The sequence below is a fragment of the Pseudomonas sp. NCIMB 10586 genome, assembly GCF_023127895.1.
GTDB lineage: Bacteria > Pseudomonadota > Gammaproteobacteria > Pseudomonadales > Pseudomonadaceae > Aquipseudomonas > Aquipseudomonas synxantha_A.
On record NZ_SPKQ01000051.1, the window covers coordinates 67,259 to 92,336 of the forward strand.

Genomic DNA, 25,078 nt, shown 5'->3' on the forward strand with positions numbered 1-25,078 from the left:
AGAGAAACATGGAAGTCCTCCGCCCCACCGCCCTGGAACAGATCTACGCCCACGCCAGCCGCAGCTACCCAGAAGAGTGCTGCGGCTTCGTCTTCGCCGACGGCAGTGTGTACCTGGGCAGCAATATCCAGAACGAGCTGCACCACAAGAACTCCCAGATGTACCCCCGCAGCGCGGCCAACGGCTACACCTTCTCGGTGGCCGATACCCTGCTGCTGAACAAGGCGTTTCGCAGCGACAATCCGGTGGTGGTGATCTATCACTGCCACCCGGATGTCGGCGCCTATTTCAGTGATGAAGACCAGGACAAGGCGCTGTTCATGGGGGAGCCGATCTACCCCGTCAGCTATCTGGTGGTGGATGTTCGCCAGAGCCAGGTCCTGGGCTCAAAACTGTTTGCCTGGGATGGCAAGCATTTCGCACCTCAACCCTTCAACGACCTGCACACGGAGTTGTCCATGAACGCTGTCTCTTTCCCCGACATTCTGGTTCGCGTGGCCAAGCTGCCGGAATCGACCCTTGAGGGCGCCGGATCGACATTGCGCGAAGTCATTGAAAATCTCTGCACCAATCACCCCCAATTGCGTCAGTACCTGTTCCATGAAAAGAACAACCAGCTCAAGGAACACTTCCTGTTTACCGCCGAGGAGGCGCTGATCGAAGCCGATGAAGTCCTGCCGCCAAAATCCCGGATCGAAGTGTTGCTCGCCACCTCAGGCGGCATGGACATCGACACCCTGAGCAACGAAGAAGTGCAGCGCTACGTGCGCCACATCACCCTGCCGGGCGTCGGCCGCGAAGGCCAATTGAACCTGAAGAAAGCCAAAGTTCTGGTCATCGGCACCGGGGGCCTGGGCTCGCCCATCAGCCTGTACCTGGCAGCGGCAGGCATCGGCACCCTGGGGCTGGTGGATTTTGACGTGGTGGAAAGCAGCAACCTGCAGCGCCAGATTGTCCATGGCAACAGCACACTGGGAATGCCCAAGGTCGAGTCCGCCAAGCAACGCCTGCTGGACCTCAACCCTCATATCCGGATCAATGCGCACAACACCGCGCTTGACACCGACAACGCTCTGGAACTGGTGGGCGCCTATGACCTGGTGATCGACGGTACCGATAATTTCGATACCCGCTACCTGGTCAACGATGCTTGCGTACAGTTGGGCAAACCTTTGGTCTATGGCGCCATCTACCGTTTCGACGGGCAGATCAGCGTGCTCAACTACAAAGGCGGGCCGTGCTATCGCTGCCTGTTTCCCAAGGCCCCGCCCGCAGAACTGGCGCCCAATTGCAGCGCCGGCGGCGTGATCGGCGTGCTGCCGGGTGTGGTAGGAATGATCCAGGCCACCGAGGCGATCAAATTGCTGATCGGCATTGGCGAACCTTTATCCGGCCGCTTGATGCGCTTTGACGCGCTGGCGATGAAGTTCAGCGAGATCCGCTTCAAGCGCCGCCTCGACTGCCCCTGCTGCTCGGAGCTGCGCAGCAGCGAAAGCGCCGCCCCCACGGCATGTGCCGATGCCGTACCGAGCCAACCGTCGCTGGCGGCAGAACGCTACATCAAGCCTCAGAACCTCAAGCAGGTGCTTGAGCACCCCAACAGCGCCGATGTATTGCTGGACGTGCGCGACGCCAGCGAATTGGAAGTGTGCAAGCTGCCAGGCGTGTTGCACATTCCCCTGGCCGAACTGGATGGGCAACTCGACAACCTCAGCCGCGACAACACCCATTACCTGATCTGCTACGCGGGCACCCGAGCCGAACAAGCCGCCAGCACCCTGCTGGCAGCCGGGTTCGCGAACACCAAAGTCCTGCAGGGCGGCATGAAGCACTGGGTTCGCGACGTCGAACCCGACATGCCTCTGTACTGATCGTGGAGACTTGCTGATGCTGCATAACTCCATTCTCGACGTCATCGGCCAAACGCCTATCGTGCGCCTGGCCCAGTTTTCCGAAGACCTCGGCATCGAAGTCTACGCCAAGCTGGAATCCCTCAACCCCGGTGGCAGCCACAAGGCGCGCATCGCCTTGGGCATGATCCTCGATGCCGAGCGCCGTGGCGTACTGATCCGTGACTCCGGGCAAACCATCATCGAACCCAGCGGCGGCAACACCGGCATTGGCCTGGTGATGGCCGGCAATGTCCTGGGCTATAAAGTGGTGCTGGTGATCCCTGACAACTACAGCCCCGAAAAGCAGAAATTGCTACGCCTGTATGGTGCCAAAGTGGTGCTGTCAGACAGCCGCCTGGGCAACAACTCCCATGGCGAAAAGTGCATGGAACTGCAGTTGGAAAACCCCAACTTCGTGATGCTCAACCAGCAGCGCAACGGCGCCAACCCGCAGACCCACCGCGACACCACCGCGCCGGAGATCATCCGCGCCTTCGGTGATCAGCGCGTGGACTACTTCGTCAGCGGCATCGGCACAGGTGGCCATATCACCGGCATTGGCGAAACCCTCAAGGCCACCTGGCCAGCGATCCGCGTGATGGGCGTGGAGCCGCAGGAATGCGACCTGCTCAAAGACCAGCACGCTGCGCACGCAATCCAGGGCCTGTCGATTGGCCTGATCCCGAGCATCCTCAACCTGGACGTGATCGACGGCATGCTCAAGGTGTCGCACTCGGCGTGCCTGGACATGATCAAACGCATCATGCGCACCGACGCCATCAGCCTGGGGCTGTCCTCCGCCGCCAACATGGTTGCCATCGCCCAACTCGCCCCCGAACTGCCGCCTGAAACGGTGGTGCTGACCATGGTCTACGACAATGCCGACAGCTACCTGCCCAGTTTCGAGTAACGGGTTTTTCAATCATCCAGAATGCGGGGGTGCCTCCATGGGGGGCTTTATCGACATGCAACTGCTGCACGATGAGTTGCTTACCCATCTCATCACGACCCTGACGCCCGGGCAGATGAAGCAGTTGGAACCACACCTGGCGCCACTGATCCAGAACGCCGCCCAAGCAGTGGCCGAGGACCTGATCGCCTACGCCTATCGCGACCCGGCATCGCGTGGGCGCGGTGAGTTGATCCTGGAATCCTATGCCTCGTTCAAGGCAGTGCTGTTCTATCGTCTTGCGCACCAGGTGTGGAATTTCCCCGACCCGGGCCATGGGATGTTTTCGCGCATGGCACTCAAGCTCAGCAACCAGGGCAAGATTCTCTCCGGTGCCGAGATTCATCCGGCGGCGCGTATCGGCCGGCGCTTTGTACTGGACCATGGCTATGGCACCGTCATCGGCGAAACCTGCGTGATCGGCAACGACTGCTACATCCTGTGCGGCGTGACCCTGGGAGCCCGCGGCATCGCCAACAATCCGGACGGCAAGCGCCACCCGCGCCTGGGCAACAACGTCGAGGTGGGCGCCGGTGCCCGGGTGCTGGGCTACGTGTCGATCGGCGACAACGTATTTATCAGCCCCTCCTGCGTGATCACCCAGGACGTACCGGCAGGCACCAAGGTCAAGGTAGTCAACCAGATCCAGTTGCAAAAAAACGACGAATCGGACCGCAGCAATTACCTAGGCGCCTTTGCCCTGGATGAGCGCTTGCACGTCGTCGGTGAGGTGAGTGCCGGTCATAAGGTCACGGTGCTGGATGCCGACTTTCATCCGCTGCAAGGGTTAATGCTCGAACCCACGGTGAAAGAGCGCCACCACCTGCAATTTCGTCTGCACCGTGTCGATACCGGCGAACAACTGCCGCGCTTGCCGCTGAACCTGAAAGTCTGCGGGCCGGAATTTGAAATCACCCTGCTCTCTCCCCCTGGCTTGAGCGCGATGGTGCGCCATCTCTTGCAAGCCAGCCCACTGATCGTTGGAGGTTGAACATGTCCGTGCATACCATGGAAACCCTGGCGCTGTTCGACAGCGCGCCCTATCAGAACGCGTTCAGCGCCCGGGTTATTGCGGTCAGTGAACACGGCATCGCCCTGGAGCACACACTGTTCTACCCCACCGGCGGCGGGCAACCGGGCGATACCGGCCATTTCACCCTGCCCGATGGCACGCGGGTCGAGGTGACAGGTACCGTGCGCGATCCGGTGTTGCGCTCGATCATCTGGCATCAGGTTGACCATTGCCCCGAGCAGTTGACGGCGGGCATCCAGGTAGACGCCGGCCTGGATTGGGAGCGGCGCTACCAGCACATGAAAATGCACACCTGCCTGCATTTGTTGTGCTCGCTCATTGACGCGCCCGTGACCGGTTGCAGCATCAGTGCGGATAAAGGCCGACTGGATTTCGACCTGCCGGAAATGACCCTGGACAAAGACGGTCTAACCCGTGACCTCAACGCCCTGATCGAGCAGGCCCACGCGGTGAAGACCCTGTCGATGCCCGCCACCGAATACGCGACCTTGCTACAGATCACCCGCACCCAGGCGGTTGCGCCACCGGTGGTGTCGGGCTCGGTACGGGTGATTGAGATCCCCGGCATCGATATCCAGCCATGCGGCGGCACCCATGTGCTCAACACCGAGGAAATCGGCCGGGTGTTCTGCGAGAAAATCGAAAAGAAGAGCAAGCACAACCGCAGGGTGATACTGCGGTTTGAACAAGCTTGCACCTGACCCGATAGTTGCCCCAATGGAGGACAAATGTGGGAGGGGGCTTGCTCCCGATAGGGGTGGACCAGTCAATGAATCTGTTGACTGACACCCAGCTATCGGGAGCAACCCCCCTCCCACATTGGCCGCGTTGTTTTTTAGATCACCAACAGATCCATGAAACGGTTCACAGCCGTCGCCTCAAGCCGTGCCTGATCCTTGCACAACGCAACAATCTCGGCGCTGCGCTGCGCAGTGAACCGCGTCGCCAGGTTGGCTTTGAACTTGTCTTCCAGCAATGGGATACCGTCCACCCGACGGCGGCGATGGCCAATCGGGTATTCCACCGCTACCTGCTCAGTGCAGGTGCCATCCATAAAGAACACCTGCACCGCATTGGCAATGGAACGCTTGTCCGCCTCCAGGTATTCGCGGCTATAGCGTGGGTCTTCAACGATGACCATCTTGTCGCGCAGCTCGTCGATGATCGGGTGGGCCGCGTGGAAATCATCTTCGTAGTGCTCGGCCACCAGATTGCCGAACACCAAGGGCACGGCCGTCATGTATTGCAGGCAGTGGTCGCGATCGGCAGCGTTGGCCAATTGGCCAACCTTGGAAATAATCCGAATCGCCGACTCATGGGTGGTGATCACGATACGTTCGATTTCATGCAGACGATGCTTGACCTGCGGGTGCAAGGTCACCGCCGCCTCGCAGGCGGTTTGCGCGTGGAACTCCGCCGGGAAACTGATCTTGAACAGCACGTTTTCCATCACGTAGGTGCCGTAGGCCTGAGGCAGGCTGAAGGCGCGCTTGTCTGTGGGCTTGAGCGCCAGGTCCTTGTTGGTGTGGCTGAACAACACGTCGTAGAACCCCCACTGCGGCGCACTCAACACACCGGGGATGCCCATTTCGCCACGCAGGGCGATATCCGCCAGGCGCACACCACGGCTCGATGCATCGCCTGCGGCCCAGGATTTGCGCGAGCCGGCATTCGGTGCATGGCGATAGGTGCGCAACGCCTGCCCATCAACGAAAGCGTGAGACAAGGCCGACAGCAGTTGTTCACGATTGGCGCCCATCAGCTTGGCGGTGACCGCGGTGGAGGCGACTTTGACCAGCAGCACATGGTCAAGGCCGACGCGGTTGAAAGAGTTTTCCAGGGCGATCACCCCCTGGATTTCGTGGGCCATGATCATCGCTTCCAGCACCGCACGTACGGTGAGCGGCGCCTCGCCATTGGCCACGCGTTTTTGCGAAAGGTGATCGGCCACGGCGAGAATGCCCCCGAGGTTGTCCGAAGGGTGGCCCCATTCAGCGGCGAGCCAGGTGTCGTTGTAGTCGAGCCAACGCACGATGCAGCCAATGTCCCAGGCGGCCTTGACCGGGTCGAGGCGAAACGAAGTGCCCGGCACGCGCGCGCCGAACGGCACCACGGTGCCCTCCACTATCGGCCCCAGGTGCTTGGTGCACTCGGGGAACCGCAGGGCCAGCAGGCCACAGCCAAGGGTGTCCATCAGGCAATTGCGGGCGGTGTCCAGTGCATCCCGGGATTCGATGCGGTAGTTGAGGACATAGTCGGCGATGTCCTGCAAAAACTGGTCGTAGTCGGGGCGGTTGTTCTGGTCGACGTTGGCGCTCATGGCAGTTCTCCTAAAAGTTGGGTTGTTCCATCCTCAGGGTCAGGGTTAATCGTTGCGCAGGTCTGATTGCCTGCTTGTATCCCTGTGGGAGGGGGCTTGCTCCCGATGACGGTGGGTCAGTTAATGAATGGGGCGACTGACACCCTGCTATCGGGAGCAAGCCCCCTCCCACATAAAGCTAAAAAGCGTCACCGGGGACGCGCACGAAACCTTCCATCAACACCCGCGCACTGCGGCTCATGATGGCTTTCTTCACCACCCATTCGCTGTTCACCTGGGTGGCTTCGGCACCGACGCGCAAGGTGCCGGACGGATGCCCGAAGCGCACGGCATTGCGCTCCACGCCGCCCGCCGCCAGGTTGACCAGGGTGCCGGAGATCGCCGCCGCCGTGCCGATCGCTACCGCCGCCGTACCCATCATGGCGTGGTGCAGTTTGCCCATGGACAAAGCACGCACCAACAGATCCACATCGCCGGCCTTGATTACCTTGCCGCTTGAGGCCACGTAGTCCGCAGGCCTGGCCACGAACGCAACCTTGGGTGTGTGCTGGCGCTGAGCGGCCTCGTCCAGGTGCTTGATCAGGCCCATGCGCAACGCGCCATAAGCCCGTACCGTCTCGAACATGGCCAGGGCCTTGGGGTCGCTGTTGATCGCGCCCTGCAGTTCGGTACCGGTGTAGCCGAGGTCTTGAGCGTTAATGAAAATGGTCGGAATACCGGCGTTGATCAACGTGGCCTTGAAGGTGCCCACGCCCGGTACTTCCAGGTCGTCGATGAGGTTGCCGGTGGGGAACATCGAACCACCGCCGCCCTCTTCTTCCGCCGCCGGGTCGATGAATTCCAGCTGGACTTCGGCGGCCGGGAAGGTCACACCGTCCAGTTCGAAGTCGCCGGTTTCCTGCACCGCGCCGTTGGTGATCGGCACATGGGCGATGATGCTCTTGCCAATATTGGCCTGCCATATCCGCACCACCGCCACCCCGTTCTCGGGCACGCGGGCCGGGTCAACCAGGCCCGCGCTGATGGCGAACGAGCCCACTGCGGCCGACAGGTTGCCGCAGTTGCCACTCCAATCGACAAACGGCTTGTCGATGGAGACCTGGCCGAACAGATAGTCCACGTCGTGATCGGCGCGGGTGCTTTTGGCCAGGATCACGGTTTTGCTCGTACTTGAAGTGGCACCGCCCATGCCGTCGATCTGCTTGTCGTAAGGGTCGGGGCTGCCGATGACCCGCAGCAACAAGGCATCGCGGGCCGCCCCCGGCACCTGCGCGACTTCGGGCAGGTCCTTGAGGCTGAAGAACACGCCCTTGCTGGTGCCGCCACGCATGTAGGTGGCGGGGATCTTGATTTGCGCTACGTGTGCCATGGTAGTCCTCTTCAGGCGGTGGCCGCCGATTCCAGGAAATCCTGGGCAAAACGTTGCAACACGCCGCCCGCCTCGTAGATCGACACTTCTTCGGCGGTATCCAGGCGGCAAGTCACCGGCACCTCGACACGTTCACCATTCCTGCGGTTGATCACCAGGGTCAGTTGCGCGCGCGGGGTGCGCTCGCCGATCACGTCATAGGTTTCACTGCCGTCGATCTTGAGGGTGTGGCGGTCGGTGCCCGGCAGGAATTCCAGCGGCAACACGCCCATGCCCACCAGGTTGGTGCGGTGAATGCGCTCGAAGCCTTCGGCGGCAATCGCTTCCACACCGGCCAGGCGCACGCCCTTGGCGGCCCAGTCGCGGGACGAGCCCTGGCCGTAGTCGGCACCGGCGATGATGATCAGCGGTTGCTTGCGCTCCATGTAGGTTTCAATCGCTTCCCACATCCGCGTGACCTTGCCTTCCGGCTCGATTCGCGCCAGCGAGCCCTGCTTGACCTTGCCGTTTTCCTGCACCATTTCGTTGAACAGTTTCGGGTTGGCGAAGGTGGCGCGCTGCGCCGTCAGATGGTCACCGCGATGGGTCGCGTAGGAGTTGAAGTCGACTTCCGGCAAGCCCATCTTCGCCAGGTATTCCCCGGCGGCACTGCCCGGCATGATCGCGTTGGACGGCGACAGGTGGTCGGTGGTGATGTTGTCCGGCAGCACCGCCAGCGGGCGCATACCCTTGAGCGGCCGCGCGCCGGCCAGCGCGCCTTCCCAGTACGGCGGGCGACGGATGTAGGTGCTCTGCGGGCGCCAGTCATACAGCGGGGTGACTTTGGGGCCGGTGTCTTCGTGAATCGCGAACATGGGGATGTACACCGCACGGAACTGCTCGGGCTTGACCGATGCTTTGACCACCGCGTCGATCTCTTCGTCGCTCGGCCAGATATCCTGCAGGCGAATTTCCTTGCCGTCGGCATCCAGGCCGAGCACGTCCTTCTCGATATCGAAACGGATGGTGCCGGCAATCGCATAGGCCACCACCAGCGGCGGCGAAGCCAGGAAGGCTTGCTTGGCGTAAGGGTGAATGCGCCCGTCGAAGTTGCGGTTGCCCGACAACACGGCGGTGGCGTACAGGTCGCGGTCGATGATTTCCTGCTGGATCACCGGGTCGAGCGCGCCGGACATACCGTTGCAGGTGGTGCAAGCAAAGGCCACCACGCCGAAACCGAGCTTTTCCAGCTCATGGCCCAGGCCGGCCTCTTCCAGGTACATGGCCACGGTTTTCGAGCCCGGCGCCAGCGACGACTTGACCCACGGCTTGCGGGCCAAGCCGAGCTTGTTGGCGTTACGTGCCAGAAGCCCCGCCGCGATGACGTTGCGCGGGTTACTGGTGTTGGTGCAACTGGTGATGGCCGCAATGATCACCGCCCCGTCGGGCATTTGCCCTGGCACTTCGTCCCATTGGCCGCTGATGCCTTTGGACGCCAGGTCGCGGGTGGCAACACGGGCGTGTGGGTTGCTGGGCCCGGCCATGTTGCGCACGACGCTGGACAGGTCGAAGGTCAGGCCACGCTCGTACTGAGCCCCCTTGAGGTCGTCGGCCCACAGACCGGTGTGGCGCGCGTACTGTTCGACCAGGGCGACTTGTTCGTCTTCTCGGCCAGTGAGTTTGAGGTAGGCGATGGTCTGCTGATCGATATAGAACATCGCTGCGGTGGCGCCGTATTCAGGAGCCATGTTGGAGATGGTCGCACGGTCACCCAGGGTCAGTGCACTAGCCCCTTCGCCGAAGAACTCCAGCCAGGCGCCGACCACTTTCTGCTGGCGCAGGAACTCGGTGAGTGCCAGCACCATATCGGTGGCGGTGATGCCCGGTTGCAGCTTGCCGGTCAGTTCCACGCCGACGCTTTCCGGCAGGCGCATCCACGACGCACGGCCGAGCATCACGCTCTCGGCCTCCAGGCCGCCGACGCCAATGGCGATCACGCCCAGGGCATCGACGTGGGGAGTATGACTGTCAGTACCGACGCAGGTATCCGGGAAGGCTACGCCGTCACGGACCTGAATCACCGGCGACATTTTCTCCAGGTTGATCTGGTGCATGATGCCGTTGCCCGGCGGGATGACATCGACGTTCTTGAAGGCTTTTTTGGTCCACTCGATAAAGTGGAAGCGGTCTTCATTGCGACGGTCTTCAATGGCGCGGTTTTTCTCGAACGCCTGTGGGTCAAAACCGCCAGCCTCGACAGCCAGGGAGTGGTCGACGATCAGTTGGGTCGGCACCACCGGGTTGACCTGCGCCGGGTCGCCGCCTTGCAGGGCGATGGCATCGCGCAGGCCGGCGAGGTCCACCAGCGCAGTCTGGCCGAGGATGTCATGGCATACCACGCGGGCCGGGAACCACGGGAAGTCGAGATCGCGCTTGCGGTCGATCAACTGACCCAGAGACGCATTGAGGGTGGCCGGGTCGCAACGGCGTACCAGGTTTTCGGCAAGCACGCGCGAGGTGTAAGGCAAGGTGGCGTAGGCGCCGGGGGTGATTGCTTCGACAGCCGCACGGGCGTCGAAGAAATCCAGGCGGCTGCCGGGGAGCGGTTTGCGAAATTCAGTGTTCATCGTCAGGACTCGGTCACGGTAAGTTCGAAAGGTGAACTGTCGACACTGGCTTTGTTTCCTGTGGGAGCTGGCTTGCCTGCGATGGCATCACCTTGGTGTACCTGTCACACCGCAGTGATGCAATCGCAGGCAAGCCAGCTCCCACAAAAAAGCACATTAGCCAGCGAACACAGCCCATCCCATTCAGCGACGTTCGATTGGCACGAACTTGCGCTGCTCAACGCCGATGTACTCGGCGCTTGGACGGATGATGCGGTTGTTGGCGCGCTGTTCGAACACGTGCGCGGCCCAGCCAGTCAGGCGCGAGCACACGAAGATCGGTGTGAACAGCTTGGTCGGGATGCCCATGAAGTGGTAAGCCGAGGCATGGTAGAAGTCGGCGTTGGGGAACAACTTCTTCTGTTCCCACATGGTCTTGTCGATGGCTTCAGACACCGGGAACAACACCGTGTCGCCCACTTCATCAGCGAGTTTTTTCGACCAGCCCTTGATCACTTCATTACGCGGGTCGCTGTCTTTATAGATCGCGTGGCCGAAGCCCATGATCTTGTCCTTGCGCGCCAACATGCCAAGCGTGCCTTCGACCGCTTCTTCGGCCGAGGAAAAGCGCTCGATCATTTCCATCGCCGCTTCGTTGGCCCCGCCGTGCAGCGGGCCGCGCAGGGAACCGATGGCGGCAGTGACGCAGGAATACAGGTCAGACAGGGTCGAGGCGCACACCCGGGCAGTGAAGGTCGAGGCGTTGAATTCGTGCTCGGCGTAGAGAATCAGCGACACATTCATGACTTTGACGTGCAGCTCGCTGGGTTTCTTGCCGTGCAGCAGGTGCAGGAAGTGGCCGCCGATACTCGGCTCGTCGGTCACGCAGTCGATGCGCTTGCCGTCGTGGCTGAAGCGGTACCAGTAGCACATGATCGCCGGGAATGCGGCAAGCAGGCGGTCAGTGACATCGCGCTGTACGCTGAAATCTTTTTCCGGCTCGATATTGCCCAAAAACGAGCAACCGGTGCGCATCACGTCCATCGGGTGGGCGTCGGCGGGGATGCGTTCGAGCACTTCTTTCAATGCCTGGGGCAAGTCACGCAGTTTGCTCAGCTTGGCGCTGTAGGCGGCCAGTTCGGTCTTGGTCGGCAACTCGCCGTACAGCAACAGGTAGGCGACTTCTTCAAACTGCGCATCGGCGGCCAGTTCACGCACATCGTAGCCACGATAGGTCAAGCCAGCCCCGGCCTGGCCCACGGTCGACAGTGCGGTCTGCCCGGCAACCTGGCCACGCAGGCCGGCGCCACTCAATACTTTTGCTTCAGCCATGTTCGTTCTCCAATCTTGAATTTATTAGGGAGGCGCACCGCATTATTTTTTCGCGGCAAACAGCGCGTCGAGCTTCTGCTCGAAGGTGTGGTAGTCGATGCGATCGTAGAGCTCCATGCGCGTTTGCATGGTGTCGATCACGTTCTGTTGGGTGCCGTCGCGACGGATCGCGGTGTAGACGTTCTCGGCGGCCTTGTTCATGGCACGGAAGGCCGAGAGCGGGTACAGCACAATGGAAACATCCGCAGATTTCAACTGTTCGGTGGTGTACAGCGGCGTCGCGCCGAACTCGGTAATGTTAGCCAGGATCGGCGCCTTTACGCGGGAAGCGAACAGCTTGTACATCTCGAGCTCGGTGATGGCTTCCGGGAAGACCATGTCGGCACCGGCTTCGATACACGCGGCGGCACGTTCAAGGGCAGACTCCAGGCCCTCGACCGCCAGGGCGTCGGTGCGCGCCATGATCACGAAGCTGTCATCGGTACGCGCATCCACGGCAGCCTTGATGCGGTCGACCATTTCCTGCTGCGACACGATCTCTTTATTGGGGCGATGCCCGCAGCGCTTGGCGCCGACCTGGTCTTCGATATGGATGGCGGCGGCGCCGAACTTGATCATCGACTTGACGGTGCGCGCCACATTGAACGCCGAGGAGCCAAAACCGGTGTCCACGTCCACCAGCAGCGGCAGGTCGCAGACGTCGGTAATGCGGCGCACGTCGGTGAGTACATCATCCAACCCGGTAATACCCAGGTCCGGCACGCCGAGCGAGCCGGCGGCGACACCGCCACCCGACAGGTAAATAGCCTTGAAGCCGGCGCGCTTGGCCAGCAACGCGTGGTTGGCATTGATTGCACCAACAACTTGCAAAGGCTGTTCGCTGGCGACTGCGTCACGGAAACGCTGGCCGGGAGTGCTGTTGTTATGGGAACTCATGACTCACCTCGTGATGAAGGAGCACCGTCCGGGAAGTGACGGGCGATGTTGCGTTTAGAGGCGCCGATATGCCGGCGCATCAACAGTTCGGCCAATTCACCATCGCGATCGGCAATCGCGTCGAGAATGCGGTGGTGTTCGGCAAAGGCCTGGCGTGGACGATTGGGAGTGGCGGAAAACTGGATGCGGTACATGCGCACCAGTTGGTACAGCTCGCCGCAGAGCATTTGGGTCAGGGTGCGGTTACCGGCGCCCTGGATGATCCGGTAATGAAAGTCGAAGTCGCCTTCCTGCTGGTAGTAGCCAACACCGGCCTGGAACGCGGCATCGCGCTCATGGGTGTGCAATACCTGGCGCAGCTCTTCGATTTCTGCGTCGGTCATGCGCTCGGCAGCGAGGCGGCAGGCCATGCCTTCCAGGGACTCGCGGATCTCATAGAGTTCGATCAGCTCGGCGTGGCTCAAGGACACAACCCGTGCGCCGACGTGGGGCACGCGCACCAGCAGGCGCTGGCCTTCCAGGCGGTGGATCGCCTCGCGCAGCGGGCCGCGGCTGATGCCGTAGGTACGCGCCAGTTCCGGCTCGGAAATCTTGCTGCCGGGGGCGATTTCACCTTTGACGATGGCGGCCTGGATACGCCGAAAAACGTTCTCGGACATGGTTTGGGAATCGTCTGACGCCGCTATCGGAATTTCCGCCTGACCCAGCATATTGTCGACACCTTCAAAAGCAATGCCGCAAAAACTAGCCAATTACCCCTTAACAGTCAAAGAATAAATACACATTGTCGACAATCGTCTAATACGCCTGATTAACCAATCCAAGGCATGGCCGCCTGCCAGCGCTGGCGCCAAAAAAGCATCATGTTAGAATGCCCGGCGTATTTGCCTGACATCCCTGGATGAAACGGCGCACGAGGGAGTTTGCGCAGCAATGCCAGTCGCCTTGAATTAAACATCGCACGGCACCGCCTCAGGATTTATGAGACTCAAGCCCTTCCCCCTGTTTGTTTGCCTACTGTTGCTACCCAGCCTTGGCTTCACCGCCGAGAAAACGGTGTATGGCCTCAATGAATACGCCAAGCTGGACGGTATCGACCTGGAAGTCGCGGCCAAGCTCGACACCGGCGCCAAGACCGCCTCGTTGAGCGCCCGCGATATCAAGCGCTTCAAGCGCAACGGCGAAACCTGGGTACGCTTCTACCTGGCCATCGACACCGCCCACTCCCACCCCATCGAACTGCCCCTGGCCCGCGTCAGCAAGATCAAGCGCCGCGCCGGCGACTACGACCCCGATGAGGACAAGAACTACACCGCCCGTCCGGTGGTTGCCCTGGATATCTGCATGGGCACTGCTTTACGCAGCATCGAAGTGAACTTGACTGACCGCAGCAGTTTCCAATACCCGCTGCTGATCGGCTCCGAAGCGCTGAAACGCTTTGATGCGCTGGTCGACCCCAGTCTTAAATATGCAGCAGGCAAACCCGCCTGCGTCGCCGACGCTCATACCGCCGAGTAAACCGAATGCGCTCTCTGACCCTGCACCTGAAAATCCTGATCACCTTGCTGGTGGTGCTCGGCATTTCGGTCACCGCCTATCAGATTTTCGTGCTGGGGATCCCCGTGACCGAGGATGCCACCGACGACTTGTGGAACATCGACGCCAAGGTCGAGTTCGTCGCCAACCCCAAGGACCCGGTCAAGATCCAGATGTTCGTGCCGCCACTGAGCCGCGACTTCGTCAGCCTTAATGAAAGCTTTATCTCCAACAACTACGGAGTCAGCGTCAACCGCATCGACGGCAACCGCAAGGTCACCTGGTCAGCGCGCCGGGCCAAGGGCAACCAGACCCTGTATTACCGCCTGGTGCTGACCAAGCGTTACAGCGGCGAAAAGGTCAAGATCAAAGGCCCGACCTTCCGCGACAGCATCGCTGTGGAAGGCCCGGAAAAAATCGCCGCCGAAGCCTTGCTGGCGCCGATCCGCCAGCACTCGGCCGACGTCGAGACCTTTATCAGCGAAGCCATCAAGCGCACCAACAACCTCAACGACGACAATGTGAAGCTGCTGCTGGCCGGCGACCCGTCGACGCCGCACAAGGCCAGGATCGTCGAGCTGCTGCTGTCCATTGCCCATGTGCCGGTGGAGAAAGTCCACACCATCCGCCTGGTGGCCGACCAGCCGCAAACCCCGGAACTGTGGCTGCGCAGCTTCAACGGCAACGACTGGCTGTACTTCAACCCGGAGACCGGTGAACAGGGCCTGCCCGCCGACCGCCTGCTGTGGTGGACCGGCGATGAAAACCTGATCACGGTCGATGGCGGCAAGAAGGCCATGGTGACCTTCAGCCTCAACAACAGCGAAATGAACGCGATTCGCCTGGCCAAGCTGACCGACGAAAACACCGACGCCAACTTCCTCGAATACTCGCTGTACGGCCTGCCGCTGCAAACCCAGCAGACCTTCATGATCATGGTGATGATCCCGATTGGCGTGCTGGTGATTCTGATCCTGCGCAACCTGATCGGCCTGCAGACCCTGGGCACCTTCACGCCGGTGCTGATCGCCCTGGCGTTCCGCGAGACGCAACTGGGCTTCGGCATTGTGCTGTTCACGATCATCACGGCACTGGGGCTGTCACTCAGGTCGTATCTGGAACATTTGAAACTGCAGATGCTGCCGAGGCTGTCGGTGGTGCTGACCTTCGTGGTGGTGCTGATCGCCGCCATCAGCCTGTTCAGCCATAAGCTGGGGCTGGAGCGTGGCTTGTCGGTGGCGCTGTTCCCGATGGTGATCCTGACGATGACCATCGAGCGACTGTCGATTACCTGGGAAGAACGCGGCGCCAACCATGCACTGAAAGTGGCGATTGGCACCCTGTTCGCCGCCTCGTTGGCCCACCTCATCATGAGCGTGCCGGAGTTGGTTTACTTCGTGTTCACCTTCCCGGCGATCCTGCTGATTCTGGTGGGCTTCATGCTGGCCATGGGTCGTTATCGCGGCTATCGCCTCACCGAGCTGGTGCGTTTCAAGGCATTCCTGAAGGCTGACTCCTGATGTTTGGCTTCTGGAAAACCTGGAAGGCCCTGGAAGCGCGCGGGATCATGGGCATCAATCGGCGTAACGCCGACTACGTGCTCAAGTACAACAAGCGCAGCCTGTACCCGATTGTGGATGACAAGATCATCACCAAGGAGCGGGCGCTGGCGGCCGGCATTCATGTGCCGGAAATGTACGGGGTGATCTCCACCGAGAAGGAAATCGACAAGCTCGACGAGATCATCGGTGGGCGCAGCGACTTCGTGATCAAGCCGGCCCAGGGTGCGGGCGGTGATGGCATCCTGGTAGTGGCCGACCGGTTTGAAGGACGCTATCGCACGGTGTCCGGCAAGATCATCAGCCATGAAGAGATCGAGCACCAGATTTCCAGCATCCTCACTGGCCTGTACTCACTGGGTGGCCACCGCGACCGGGCGCTGATCGAGTACCGCGTGGTGCCCGATCAGATCTTCAAGAGCATCAGCTACGAAGGCGTGCCGGATATTCGCATCATCGTGCTGATGGGCTACCCGGTGATGGCCATGCTGCGCTTGCCGACCCGCCAGTCCGGCGGCAAGGCCAACCTGCACCAGGGCGCGATTGGCGTGGGCGTCGACCTTGCCACCGGCCTGACCCTGCGCGGTACCTGGCTGAACAACATCATCACCAAGCACCCTGACACCACCAATGCGGTCGATGGTGTGCAACTGCCCAACTGGGACGGTTTCATGCAGCTTGCGGCTGGCTGCTATGAGCTGTGCGGACTGGGCTATATCGGCGTGGACATGGTACTGGACCAGGAAAAAGGCCCGCTGATCCTTGAATTGAATGCACGGCCGGGGCTGAATATCCAGATCGCCAATGACTGCGGGCTGACCTTGCGCACCCATGCGGTGGAGGCGCGACTGGAGGAACTCAAAGCTGCCGGCGTGACGGAAACCCCGCAAGAGCGGGTGAAGTTCGTGCAGGAGATGTTTGGGCATATACCGCCCGTGGAAGGCTGATCCGGTCTTCAAACTGTCTATCCCCGACATCCCCTCTAGGAGCAAATCCTACAGGGGACTACAATCCCCCTCCCCCGCGCCATTGGCTGATCCAACCCCGCATGTTGACCTGCTCCGTACACCCATTGCCCTACCGGGCCAACCCCGCCGAGTATTTTGCGGCGATTCGCCATGCTCCAGGCGCGGTACTGCTCGACAGCGGCCGGCCGACGGCTGAGCGCGGCCGGTATGACCTGCTCAGTGCCTGGCCCGAAGCGACATTGACGGTAGGGCCGGACGAAAGCGGCAGTGATTTCCTGCAACGCTTACGGGAAAACCTCACGCGATTGGGTGAAGCCGCAATCCCCGCGGATTTACAGTTGCCGTTCGCCGGAGGCTTGATAGGCTACCTGAGCTACGACTTCGGCCGGCACCTTGAGGCCATGCCGCACCTGGCGTTGGATGACCTGCACCTGCCGGACGCGCGCTTCGGGCTGTACGCCTGGGCGCTGATCAGCGACCACCAGGCCCGGAGCAGCCAACTGGTGTTTCATCCCACGCTGGCCGATAGCGAACGACAACGGTTGATCGCGCTGTTCAGCCACGGGACTGTCGACACCTCTGCGACGTTCAAACTCCAGGGCCCGATGGCACCAGACCTCACCGCAGAGGCCTACCGCCAAGCCATCGCGCGTATCCAGGATTACATCCAGGCCGGCGACTGCTATCAGGTCAACTTTGCCCAGCGCTTTCGCGCACCCTGCATGGGGGATCCCTGGGCAGCCTATTGCGCCCTGCGCGAAGCCTGCCCCACGCCGTTTTCCGGGTTCCAGAGCTTGCCCGATGACGGTGCGGTACTGAGCCTGTCACCGGAACGCTTTGTGCGCATCAGCGAACGCCAGGTCGAGACCCGCCCGATCAAGGGCACCCGCCCTCGCGGCGTAACACCTGCAGAAGATGCCGCCAACGCCGCCGAGTTGCTCGCCAGCCCCAAGGACCGCGCAGAAAACCTGATGATCGTCGACCTGCTGCGCAACGATCTCGGTCGCAATTGCCGCATCGGCTCAGTGAAAGTGCCAGAGCTGTTCAGCCTGGAAAGCTACCCCAACGTGCACCACCTGGTGAGCAGTGTCACCGGTGTACTGGCCGACGACAAAGACGCCCTCGACCTGATCGCCGGCAGCTTCCCCGGCGGCTCCATCACCGGCGCGCCGAAGATACGCGCGATGCAGATCATCGACGAACTTGAGCCAACCCGCCGCGGGCTTTACTGCGGCTCGCTGGTCTACCTGGACGTGCGCGGCGAGATGGACAGCTCCATTGCCATCCGCAGTTTGCTGGTCAAGGACGGGCAGGTGTGTTGCTGGGGTGGCGGTGGGATTGTGGCGGATTCGCAGTGGCAGGCTGAGTATCAGGAGTCGCTGACGAAGGTGCTGGTGTTGTTACAGACTTTGGAAAGTTTGTAGGGCCTGTACCGGCCCTATCGGGGGCAAGCCCCCTCCCACCTTCGACCGCGCCGCGATCAAAGGTGGGAGCTGGCTTGCCTGCGATGGGGCAATCAGTCGCGTCGCATAACTTACAGGCTCAACTGCCGATTCGACGCCTTGATAAACTCTTTCTTCAAGTCTTCAAACGTATGCACCGCCGGGAACTGCGGGAATTCGCGAATCACATTCTCCGGCGCATGGAACAGAATCCCACGGTCCGCTTCCCCCAGCATGGTGGTGTCGTTGTACGAATCACCGGCAGCGATCACGCGGTAGTAGAGGCTTTTGAACGCCAATACCGACTGGCGCTTGGGGTCTTTCTGGCGCAACTGGTAGCTTACCACCCGATCATTTTCATCAGTGATCAAGCGGTGGCACAGCAAGGTCGGGAAACCCAGCTGGCGCATCAGCGGTTGGGAGAATTCGTAGAAGGTGTCGGACAGGATCACCACCTGGAAGCGTTCGCGCAGCCAGTTGACGAACTCGACGGCCCCGTCCAACGGTTTGAGCGTAGCAATCACCGCCTGGATATCGGCCAGTTTGAGCCCGTGCTCGTCGAGGATGCGCAGGCGCTGCTGCATCAGCACGTCATAGTCGGGAATGTCGCGTGTGGTGGCGCGCAGGGATTCAATACCGGTTTTTTCGGCGAAGGCGATCCAGATTTCCGGAACCAGCACCCCTTCCAGGTCAAGACAGGCAATTTCCACAAGACACTCCATTGGATTTATTAGTTGAGCGGGCAAAAGGACTGCCGAACTCTAGCGACTCAAGCACGCCGCCGCAACGCACGGCAGATTTTGATACCATCGCCGCCTATAGAGCGCTCAGCGCCACTGACCTGTAGGAACCGTCCTGATGAACCAAGCCTTCGACGTCGCTGAACTCGCCGCGACTTATGCCAACAAGTCTGCACAGGATATTCTCAAGCTGGCGTTCAGCCAGTTCGGCGATGACCTGTGGATTTCCTTCAGCGGTGCCGAGGATGTGGTGCTGGTGGACATGGCCTGGAAGCTGAACAAGAACGTCAAGGTATTCAGCCTCGACACTGGCCGTCTGCACCCGGAAACCTACCGGTTTATCGAGCAGGTGCGCGAGTTCTACAAGATCGACATCGAACTGATCTCGCCGGACCAGAGCAAGCTGGAACCCTTCGTCAAGGAAAAGGGCCTGTTCAGCTTCTATAAGGACGGCCATGGCGAATGCTGCGGCATCCGCAAGATCGAACCGCTGCGCCGCAAGCTCGCAAGTGTAAGTGCCTGGGCCACCGGCCAGCGCCGCGACCAGAGCCCCGGCACCCGCAGCCAGGTGGCTGCGCTGGAAATCGACACGGCTTTCTCCACCCCCGAACGTACCCTGTACAAGTTCAACCCGCTGGCGCAGATGACCAGCGAAGAGGTGTGGGGTTACATCCGCATGTTGGAGTTGCCTTACAACAGCCTGCATGAGCGCGGCTTTATCAGCATCGGCTGCGAGCCCTGCACCCGCCCGGTATTGCCGAACCAGCATGAGCGCGAAGGTCGCTGGTGGTGGGAAGAAGCCACGCAGAAGGAATGCGGGCTGCATGCGGGGAATATCATCAGCAAGGCCTGAGGCCTGGCAAACTGGTGAGGTAAAAATGTGGGAGGGGGCTTGCTCCCGGTAGCGGTGGGTCAGTTGCAGATTTTCTGACTGATATACCGCTATCGGGAGCAAGCCTTCTCCCACATTTTTTTTGTGCGCAGCATAAAATGTACACAACCTTGTAACCATCGGTGCCATTTTTGTGTGCAACTCATATTCGAGCGCACCAAAACGTAACATTCATCTCTGCTAGTCCCCACACCCCCGAATCACGCTACTCCCAATCAAAAATAAATACCTGTTCAAACGGTCAATTTATATTGCTTTCAATTCAGTAGTTTATTTAAAAATACTATAAAAAAGAAATTATCCCCGTTTTTCATATAACGAAAACTGGCACGCATGTGGCTTAGTGAAAAGTACGCTTTGTATACAATCAATACAAAACCTACATACACTTTGCCATCCGCCGCTTTGCTGCCGATGCGCTGGAGCCTGCCGGAATGCGTACAAGTCTTTCGAGCAATATCGCGCTGGATCTGCCCTCCTCCACCCTCCACCCCGAGGCTGCAAGCCCCGGCCCCCTGGTCCTCAGCCCGCGCCTGCACAACAAGGACCTGGCCCCCACCAAAATCGAGGGCCGACGCTGGGGGCGCTATAGCATCTTTGCGCTGTGGACCAATGACGTGCACAACATCGCCAACTATTCGTTTGCCATCGGCTTATATGCATTGGGCTTGGGCGGCTGGCAAATATTGCTGTCCCTGGGGATCGGCGCGGCGCTGGTGTACTTCTTCATGAACTTGTCGGGGTACATGGGACAGAAGACCGGTGTGCCGTTTCCCGTGATCAGCCGCATCAGTTTCGGTATCCACGGGGCGCAGATTCCAGCATTGATCCGGGCGGTGATTGCGATTGCCTGGTTTGGTATCCAGACGTACCTGGCGTCGGTGGTTTTCCGTGTATTGCTGACGGCGATTCATCCGGGCTTTGCCGACTATGACCACAACTCGATCCTGGGCCTGTCGAGCCTGGGCTGGGCGTGTTTTGTCGCGATCTGGCTGGTGCAGTTGGTGATCCTCGCCTATGGCATGGAAATGGTACGCCGCTATGAAGGCTTCGCCGGGCCGGTGATTTTGCTTACGGTGGCTGCGTTGGCCGGCTGGATGTACTTCCAGGCGGGCGGGCATATCGCCTGGTCGATCCGTGAACCGCTGAGCGGCGGCGAGATGTGGCGCAATATCTTTGCCGGTGGCGCGCTGTGGCTGGCGATCTACGGCACCTTGATCCTCAACTTTTGCGACTTCGCCCGCTCTTCGCCCTGCCGCAAGACCATCCAGGTCGGCAATTTCTGGGGCCTGCCGGTGAATATCCTGGTGTTCGCCGCCATTACCGTGCTGCTGTGCGGCGGCCAGTTCCAGCTCAATGGCCGGGTGATCGAGAGCCCGACCGAAATCATCGCGGCAATCCCCAATACCTTCTTCCTGGTGCTCGGTTGCCTGGCCTTTCTGATCGTCACCGTGGCGGTGAACATCATGGCCAACTTCGTCGCCCCGGCCTTTGTGCTGAGCAACCTGGCGCCCAAGTACCTGAACTTTCGCCGCGCCGGGTTGATCAGCGCCTTCGTGGCGGTACTGATACTGCCGTGGAATCTCTACAACAGCCCGCTGGTGATTGTGTACTTCCTTTCTGGCCTGGGCGCGCTGCTGGGGCCGTTGTACGGGGTGATCATGGTCGATTACTGGCTGATCCGTAAAAGCCGGGTGGACGTGCCGCAGCTGTATAGCGAAGACCCCAATGGCGTTTATTACTACAGCCGGGGGGTGAATATGCGCGCCGTGGCGGCGTTTATTCCTGCGGCGGTGATCGCCATCCTGCTGGCGCTGTTGCCGGGGTTTGCCAGCGTTTCACCGTTTTCCTGGCTGTTCGGCGCCGGCATCGCAGGGTTGCTGTACCTGCTGATCGCCAAGCGTCAGCCGCACTACGCCGATGTCAGCGGCGAAAGCATTGCCGTCGATAACGTCAGTCATTAAACAAGGACTCTCCATGCGTATCCTCGTGGTCAACGTCAACACCACCGAATCCATCACCGACACCATTGCCCAGCAAGCACGGGCCGTGGCTTCACCGGGCACCGAGATTGTCGGGCTCACCCCGTACTTCGGCGCAGAATCGGTGGAAGGCAATTTTGAAAGCTATCTGGCAGCCATCGCCGTGATGGATCGGGTAATGGCCTACGACCAGCCCTTTGATGCGGTGATCCAGGCCGGCTATGGCGAACATGGCCGTGAAGGCCTGCAGGAGCTGCTCAATGTGCCGGTGGTGGATATCACCGAGGCGGCGGCCAGCACCGCGATGTTCCTGGGGCACGCCTACTCGGTGGTGACGACCCTGGACCGCACTGTGCCGCTGATTGAAGACCGGCTGAAACTCGCCGGCCTCTACCAGCGTTGCGCTTCGGTGCGCGCCAGCGGCATGGCAGTGCTGGAGCTGGAAGCAGACCCGCTGACCGCTATGGAGGCCATTGTGCGCCAAGCGGAACTGGCGATTCGTGACGACAAGGCCGAGGTGATTTGCCTGGGCTGCGGCGGCATGGCCGGGTTAGATGAGCAGATTCGACAGCGCACCGGGGTGCCGGTGGTAGACGGGGTGACAGCGGCGGTGATGATTGCCGAATCGTTGGTACGGTTGGGGTTGTCGACATCCAAAATCAGAACGTATGCGGCGCCAAGACCCAAAAAAGTCATTGGTTGGCCCGGCAAGTTCGGCCACTGAGATCAAATGTGGGAGGGGGCTTGCTCCCGATAGCGGTGTATCAGCCAGCTTATCTATAGCTGACCCACCACAATCGGGAGCAAGCCCCCTCCCACATTTTGATCACTACAAGGTGTTAGATGGCACTGAATCTTTGGCCTAACTGCTGCTCGGCAAACTGCTCGATGATGAAATCCACAAACGCCCGAGTCTTGCCTGGCAGCAGTTTATGTTCGGCGTAGTAGATGCAAATATTGCCGTCGTTCACATACCAGTCCGGCAATACCCGCAGCAACTTGCCGCTCGCCAGCCAGGGTACGGCAAACGGCATGCTCACCAGCGCAACGCCCAAGCCCTGTTCGGCGCAGATGCAGGCGGCCTGCGAGTCGCTCATGGTCATGCGCGGTTTGAGACTCAGCGGGCCGTGCTCGCCATTGCGATGAGTCAGTTGCCAGGAGCGCACTCGCCCGGTTTGCGGTGAGCGAATCAGGATGCCGTCGCAGTGCTCCAGGTCTTCTGGCTGCAACACCGCTGGGCGTGCCGCCAAATAGTCAGGCGATGCCACCAGCACGCGGTGAGCGGGCGTCAGCTTGCGTGCCACGACGCCTTGGGGCAACTCAAAGCCGCCGCCAAGGGCCGCGTCAAAGCCCTGACCAATCAGATCGACCTGGCGATTGTCGAAATGCCAATCCGGGCTGATATCGGGGTAGCGTTTCAGAAACTCCCCCAGCAGCGGCACGATATACAAACAGCCGACCAGCGTGCCCATGCTGACCTTGAGCGTGCCCACCGGTCGCCCTTCGGCGCTGGCCAGGTTGGCCACGGCATTCTGGACAGTGGTGAGGCTGGCGCTGACCTCTTCCAGAAATAACTTGCCGGCTTCAGTCAACGTAAGCCGCCGAGTGCTGCGCTGAAACAGCCGCACACCCAGGCGCGCTTCCAGTTTGGCGACACTTTTGCCCACGGCTGCGGGCGTCAGGCTCAGGTGCCGGGCCGCCTCGGCAAAGCTGCCACCCTCGGCGCTGCGCACAAAGCATTCGATACTGCCAAAGCTCTCCATATCGGCCACTCTAAACTTTTGGTTTACACAGACTATAGCAATCACGGTCTACCGGCGTGCCGGAGGCAGGTCGATACTCAGCCCATCAACTACTTGGAGATCGACATGACCACACAAAACCTCACCGGCAAAGTCGCCCTGATTCAAGGCGGTTCCCGCGGCATCGGCGCCGCCATCGTCAAGCGCCTCGCCGCGCAGGGTGCTGCTGTCGCCTTTACCTACGTCAGTTCGGCCGCCAAGGCCCAGGCGTTGCAGCACGACGTGATCAGCGAAGGCGGCAAAGCCCTGGCGATTCAAGCCGACAGCGCCGATGCCACGGCAATTCGCAATGCCGTCAACGCCACGGTCGATGCGTTTGGGCGCCTGGATATCCTGGTGAACAACGCAGGCGTGCTGGCCATCGCGCCGCTGGAAGACTTCAAGCTGGAGGACTTCGACCAGACCCTGGCAATCAACGTGCGCAGCGTATTTATCGCCACCCAGGAAGCCGCCAGGCACATGGGCGAAGGTGGCCGCGTGATCAATATCGGCAGCACCAACGCCGAGCGTATGCCATTTGGCGGTGGCGGGCCTTATGCCATGAGCAAGGCTGCGCTGGTAGGGTTGACCAAGGGTTTGGCGCGGGATCTGGGGCCACGGGGTATCACCATCAACAACGTGCAGCCCGGGCCGGTGGATACCGATATGAACCCGACGAACAGTGAGTTTGCCGAAAGCTTGATCGGGTTGATGGCGGTGGGCAGGTATGGGCACGTGGAGGAGATTGCCAGCTTTGTGGCGTATCTGGCCGGGCCGGAAGCCGGGTATATCACGGGCGCCAGCCTGACCATCGATGGTGGTTTCAGCGCCTGATTTTGCAAAACCGCAAACCAAATGTGGGAGCGGGCTTGCCCGCGAAGGCGGTGTGTCAGTGCCACATCTGTCACTGCACTACCGCTTTCGCAGGCAAGCCAGCTCCCACATTTTTGACCGCGCGGGGTCAGGCCATGGGGGGCAAGCCGTAGGCGGCCAAATCAAAGTCGGCGAGCTTGCGAATAATCTGGTCAGCATGCTGGTACTTGCTGTCAGCCATGGCCTCATCGGGCACCGCAATAGCGGTCATGTGCGCAGCCTTCGCGGCCGTCACGCCGAACGGCGAATCTTCGAACACCAGGCAATCCTCAGGCGCCACACCCAGACGGCGCGCAGCCGTGAGGAAGATATCCGGCGCCGGCTTGGCCGCACCGACTTCCGGGTCGTCGGCAGTGACGATGGTGTCGAACAGGCCAAACCATTCGCGGTGCAAGGTGGTCTTGTGGCCAAACGAGTTACGCGATGAACTGGTGCCCACCGCAATCGGGATATTGTGCGCCTTCAGATGCCGCACCAACGCTTCGGCGCCCGGCATACCCAGGGCCTTGGGAAACCGCTCGCTCATCAGCGGTTCGCGAATTTCCAGAAACTCGGCGGGCGTGATCGGCAAATCCAGCGCCTTGACCACGTAATCGGCCAGATCCTGAGCGCCTCGCCCGATGATGTGCTGCTTGATACCCCAGTCATAGGTACGGCCATAGCGCTCGGCGATGATCTGCGTGACTTCGGTGTAGATGCCTTCGGTATCCAGCAACAACCCGTCCATATCGAAAATCACGGCCTTGATTGGGACAGCGGTACGCGGTGCACTCATCACGACACAACCTTGGGGCAAGGACTAAAAGGATTCAGCACAATAACGGCCCTCGTTGCCTGCAAGCAACTGTCGTGCCCCCCAATCAGCAATTCATACCACGCAACAGTTTTG

Annotated in this window: 21 protein-coding genes; 12 read left to right on the forward strand and 9 right to left on the reverse strand. The window is 60.6% G+C overall.

Features of this window, described 5'->3' with window-relative positions:
* Positions 1–8: 8 nt before the first annotated feature.
* The 4 genes from moeB to E4P01_RS26590 are packed head-to-tail and all read left to right on the forward strand — an operon-like array spanning position 9 to position 4,575.
* Positions 9–1,871, forward strand: a complete 1,863-nt coding sequence (moeB, locus tag E4P01_RS26575; protein ID WP_248130173.1) for a molybdopterin-synthase adenylyltransferase MoeB — start codon at positions 9–11, stop codon at positions 1,869–1,871.
* Between the two features lie 16 nt (positions 1,872–1,887).
* The gene (locus E4P01_RS26580; RefSeq protein WP_148852811.1) at positions 1,888–2,802 is read left to right on the forward strand and encodes a cysteine synthase family protein; all 915 of its coding nucleotides are present in this window, start codon (positions 1,888–1,890) and stop codon (positions 2,800–2,802) included.
* 37 nt (positions 2,803–2,839) lie between these two features.
* Positions 2,840–3,832 (forward strand): serine O-acetyltransferase, encoded by a 993-nt coding sequence (locus E4P01_RS26585; RefSeq protein WP_005790394.1) that lies wholly within the window; start codon positions 2,840–2,842, stop codon positions 3,830–3,832.
* Positions 3,833–3,834: 2 nt separating this feature from the next.
* Positions 3,835–4,575 carry an alanyl-tRNA editing protein gene (locus E4P01_RS26590; protein WP_216091959.1) on the forward strand — a complete coding sequence of 247 codons (741 nt, stop codon included), beginning with the start codon at positions 3,835–3,837 and terminating at the stop codon, positions 4,573–4,575.
* 134 nt (positions 4,576–4,709) lie between these two features.
* On the opposite strand, the gene prpD is transcribed toward E4P01_RS26590, so the two are convergent.
* The 6 genes from prpD to E4P01_RS26620 all read right to left on the reverse strand — a co-directional run bounded on the left by prpD (position 4,710) and on the right by E4P01_RS26620 (position 13,126).
* Positions 4,710–6,194 (reverse strand): 2-methylcitrate dehydratase, encoded by a 1,485-nt coding sequence (prpD, locus tag E4P01_RS26595; protein WP_216091960.1) that lies wholly within the window; start codon positions 6,192–6,194, stop codon positions 4,710–4,712.
* Positions 6,195–6,372: 178 nt separating this feature from the next.
* On the reverse strand, positions 6,373–7,563 hold the full coding sequence (gene prpF / locus E4P01_RS26600; protein WP_216091961.1) for a 2-methylaconitate cis-trans isomerase PrpF: 1,191 nt from the start codon (positions 7,561–7,563) through the stop codon (positions 6,373–6,375).
* An 11-nt stretch (positions 7,564–7,574) separates the two neighbouring features.
* A complete protein-coding gene (acnD, locus tag E4P01_RS26605) occupies positions 7,575–10,169 on the reverse strand; it encodes a Fe/S-dependent 2-methylisocitrate dehydratase AcnD (RefSeq protein WP_216091962.1) in 2,595 nt (864 codons plus the stop codon).
* 183 nt (positions 10,170–10,352) lie between these two features.
* Positions 10,353–11,480, reverse strand: coding sequence for a 2-methylcitrate synthase (prpC, locus tag E4P01_RS26610; protein WP_005790404.1), 1,128 nt, complete (start codon positions 11,478–11,480; stop codon positions 10,353–10,355).
* A gap of 42 nt (positions 11,481–11,522) precedes the next feature.
* On the reverse strand, positions 11,523–12,416 hold the full coding sequence (gene prpB / locus E4P01_RS26615; protein ID WP_032879910.1) for a methylisocitrate lyase: 894 nt from the start codon (positions 12,414–12,416) through the stop codon (positions 11,523–11,525).
* The gene (locus E4P01_RS26620; protein ID WP_032879909.1) at positions 12,413–13,126 is read right to left on the reverse strand and encodes a GntR family transcriptional regulator; all 714 of its coding nucleotides are present in this window, start codon (positions 13,124–13,126) and stop codon (positions 12,413–12,415) included. Before E4P01_RS26620 ends, prpB begins: the two co-directional genes overlap by 4 nt.
* A 271-nt stretch (positions 13,127–13,397) precedes the next feature.
* Between E4P01_RS26620 and E4P01_RS26625 the strand changes: the two genes are divergently transcribed.
* From E4P01_RS26625 to pabB, 4 genes are all read left to right on the forward strand, one after another.
* Positions 13,398–13,934, forward strand: a complete 537-nt coding sequence (locus tag E4P01_RS26625; RefSeq protein ID WP_032879908.1) for an ATP-dependent zinc protease — start codon at positions 13,398–13,400, stop codon at positions 13,932–13,934.
* Between the two features lie 5 nt (positions 13,935–13,939).
* Positions 13,940–15,472, forward strand: coding sequence for an inactive transglutaminase family protein (locus E4P01_RS26630; protein ID WP_216091963.1), 1,533 nt, complete (start codon positions 13,940–13,942; stop codon positions 15,470–15,472).
* Positions 15,472–16,458, forward strand: coding sequence for an alpha-L-glutamate ligase-like protein (locus E4P01_RS26635; RefSeq protein ID WP_005790412.1), 987 nt, complete (start codon positions 15,472–15,474; stop codon positions 16,456–16,458). The genes E4P01_RS26630 and E4P01_RS26635 overlap by 1 nt, the downstream gene beginning before the upstream one ends.
* Before the next feature lie 101 nt (positions 16,459–16,559).
* On the forward strand, positions 16,560–17,903 hold the full coding sequence (pabB, locus tag E4P01_RS26640) for an aminodeoxychorismate synthase component I (RefSeq protein WP_216091964.1): 1,344 nt from the start codon (positions 16,560–16,562) through the stop codon (positions 17,901–17,903).
* 110 nt (positions 17,904–18,013) lie between these two features.
* Here pabB and thrH read toward each other — a convergent pair whose 3' ends face one another.
* The gene (gene thrH, locus E4P01_RS26645) at positions 18,014–18,631 is read right to left on the reverse strand and encodes a bifunctional phosphoserine phosphatase/homoserine phosphotransferase ThrH (RefSeq protein WP_005790415.1); all 618 of its coding nucleotides are present in this window, start codon (positions 18,629–18,631) and stop codon (positions 18,014–18,016) included.
* Positions 18,632–18,779: 148 nt separating this feature from the next.
* On the opposite strand from thrH, the gene E4P01_RS26650 reads away from it, so the two are divergent.
* The 3 genes from E4P01_RS26650 (at position 18,780) to E4P01_RS26660 (ending at position 22,259) form a co-directional block, all read left to right on the forward strand.
* Positions 18,780–19,514: a phosphoadenylyl-sulfate reductase gene (locus E4P01_RS26650; RefSeq protein ID WP_032879905.1), complete on the forward strand. Its 735-nt coding sequence runs from the start codon at positions 18,780–18,782 to the stop codon at positions 19,512–19,514.
* Positions 19,515–19,987: 473 nt separating this feature from the next.
* A complete protein-coding gene (locus E4P01_RS26655; protein WP_216091965.1) occupies positions 19,988–21,517 on the forward strand; it encodes an NCS1 family nucleobase:cation symporter-1 in 1,530 nt (509 codons plus the stop codon).
* 13 nt (positions 21,518–21,530) lie between these two features.
* Entirely contained in the window at positions 21,531–22,259 is a 729-nt protein-coding gene (locus E4P01_RS26660; RefSeq protein WP_216091966.1) for an aspartate/glutamate racemase family protein, read from the forward strand.
* Positions 22,260–22,374: 115 nt separating this feature from the next.
* Here the strand turns inward: E4P01_RS26660 and E4P01_RS26665 are convergent, their stop codons facing one another.
* Positions 22,375–23,298 (reverse strand): LysR family transcriptional regulator, encoded by a 924-nt coding sequence (locus E4P01_RS26665; protein WP_216092189.1) that lies wholly within the window; start codon positions 23,296–23,298, stop codon positions 22,375–22,377.
* Positions 23,299–23,403: 105 nt separating this feature from the next.
* Here E4P01_RS26665 and E4P01_RS26670 point away from each other — a divergent pair, with 105 nt between their 5' ends.
* Positions 23,404–24,150, forward strand: a complete 747-nt coding sequence (locus tag E4P01_RS26670; RefSeq protein WP_216091967.1) for a 3-oxoacyl-ACP reductase family protein — start codon at positions 23,404–23,406, stop codon at positions 24,148–24,150.
* A gap of 127 nt (positions 24,151–24,277) precedes the next feature.
* Here the strand turns inward: E4P01_RS26670 and E4P01_RS26675 are convergent, their stop codons facing one another.
* Complete coding sequence (locus E4P01_RS26675) at positions 24,278–24,964, reverse strand: HAD-IA family hydrolase (RefSeq protein ID WP_057014750.1); 687 nt, start codon at positions 24,962–24,964, stop codon at positions 24,278–24,280.
* Positions 24,965–25,078 lie beyond the last annotated feature (114 nt).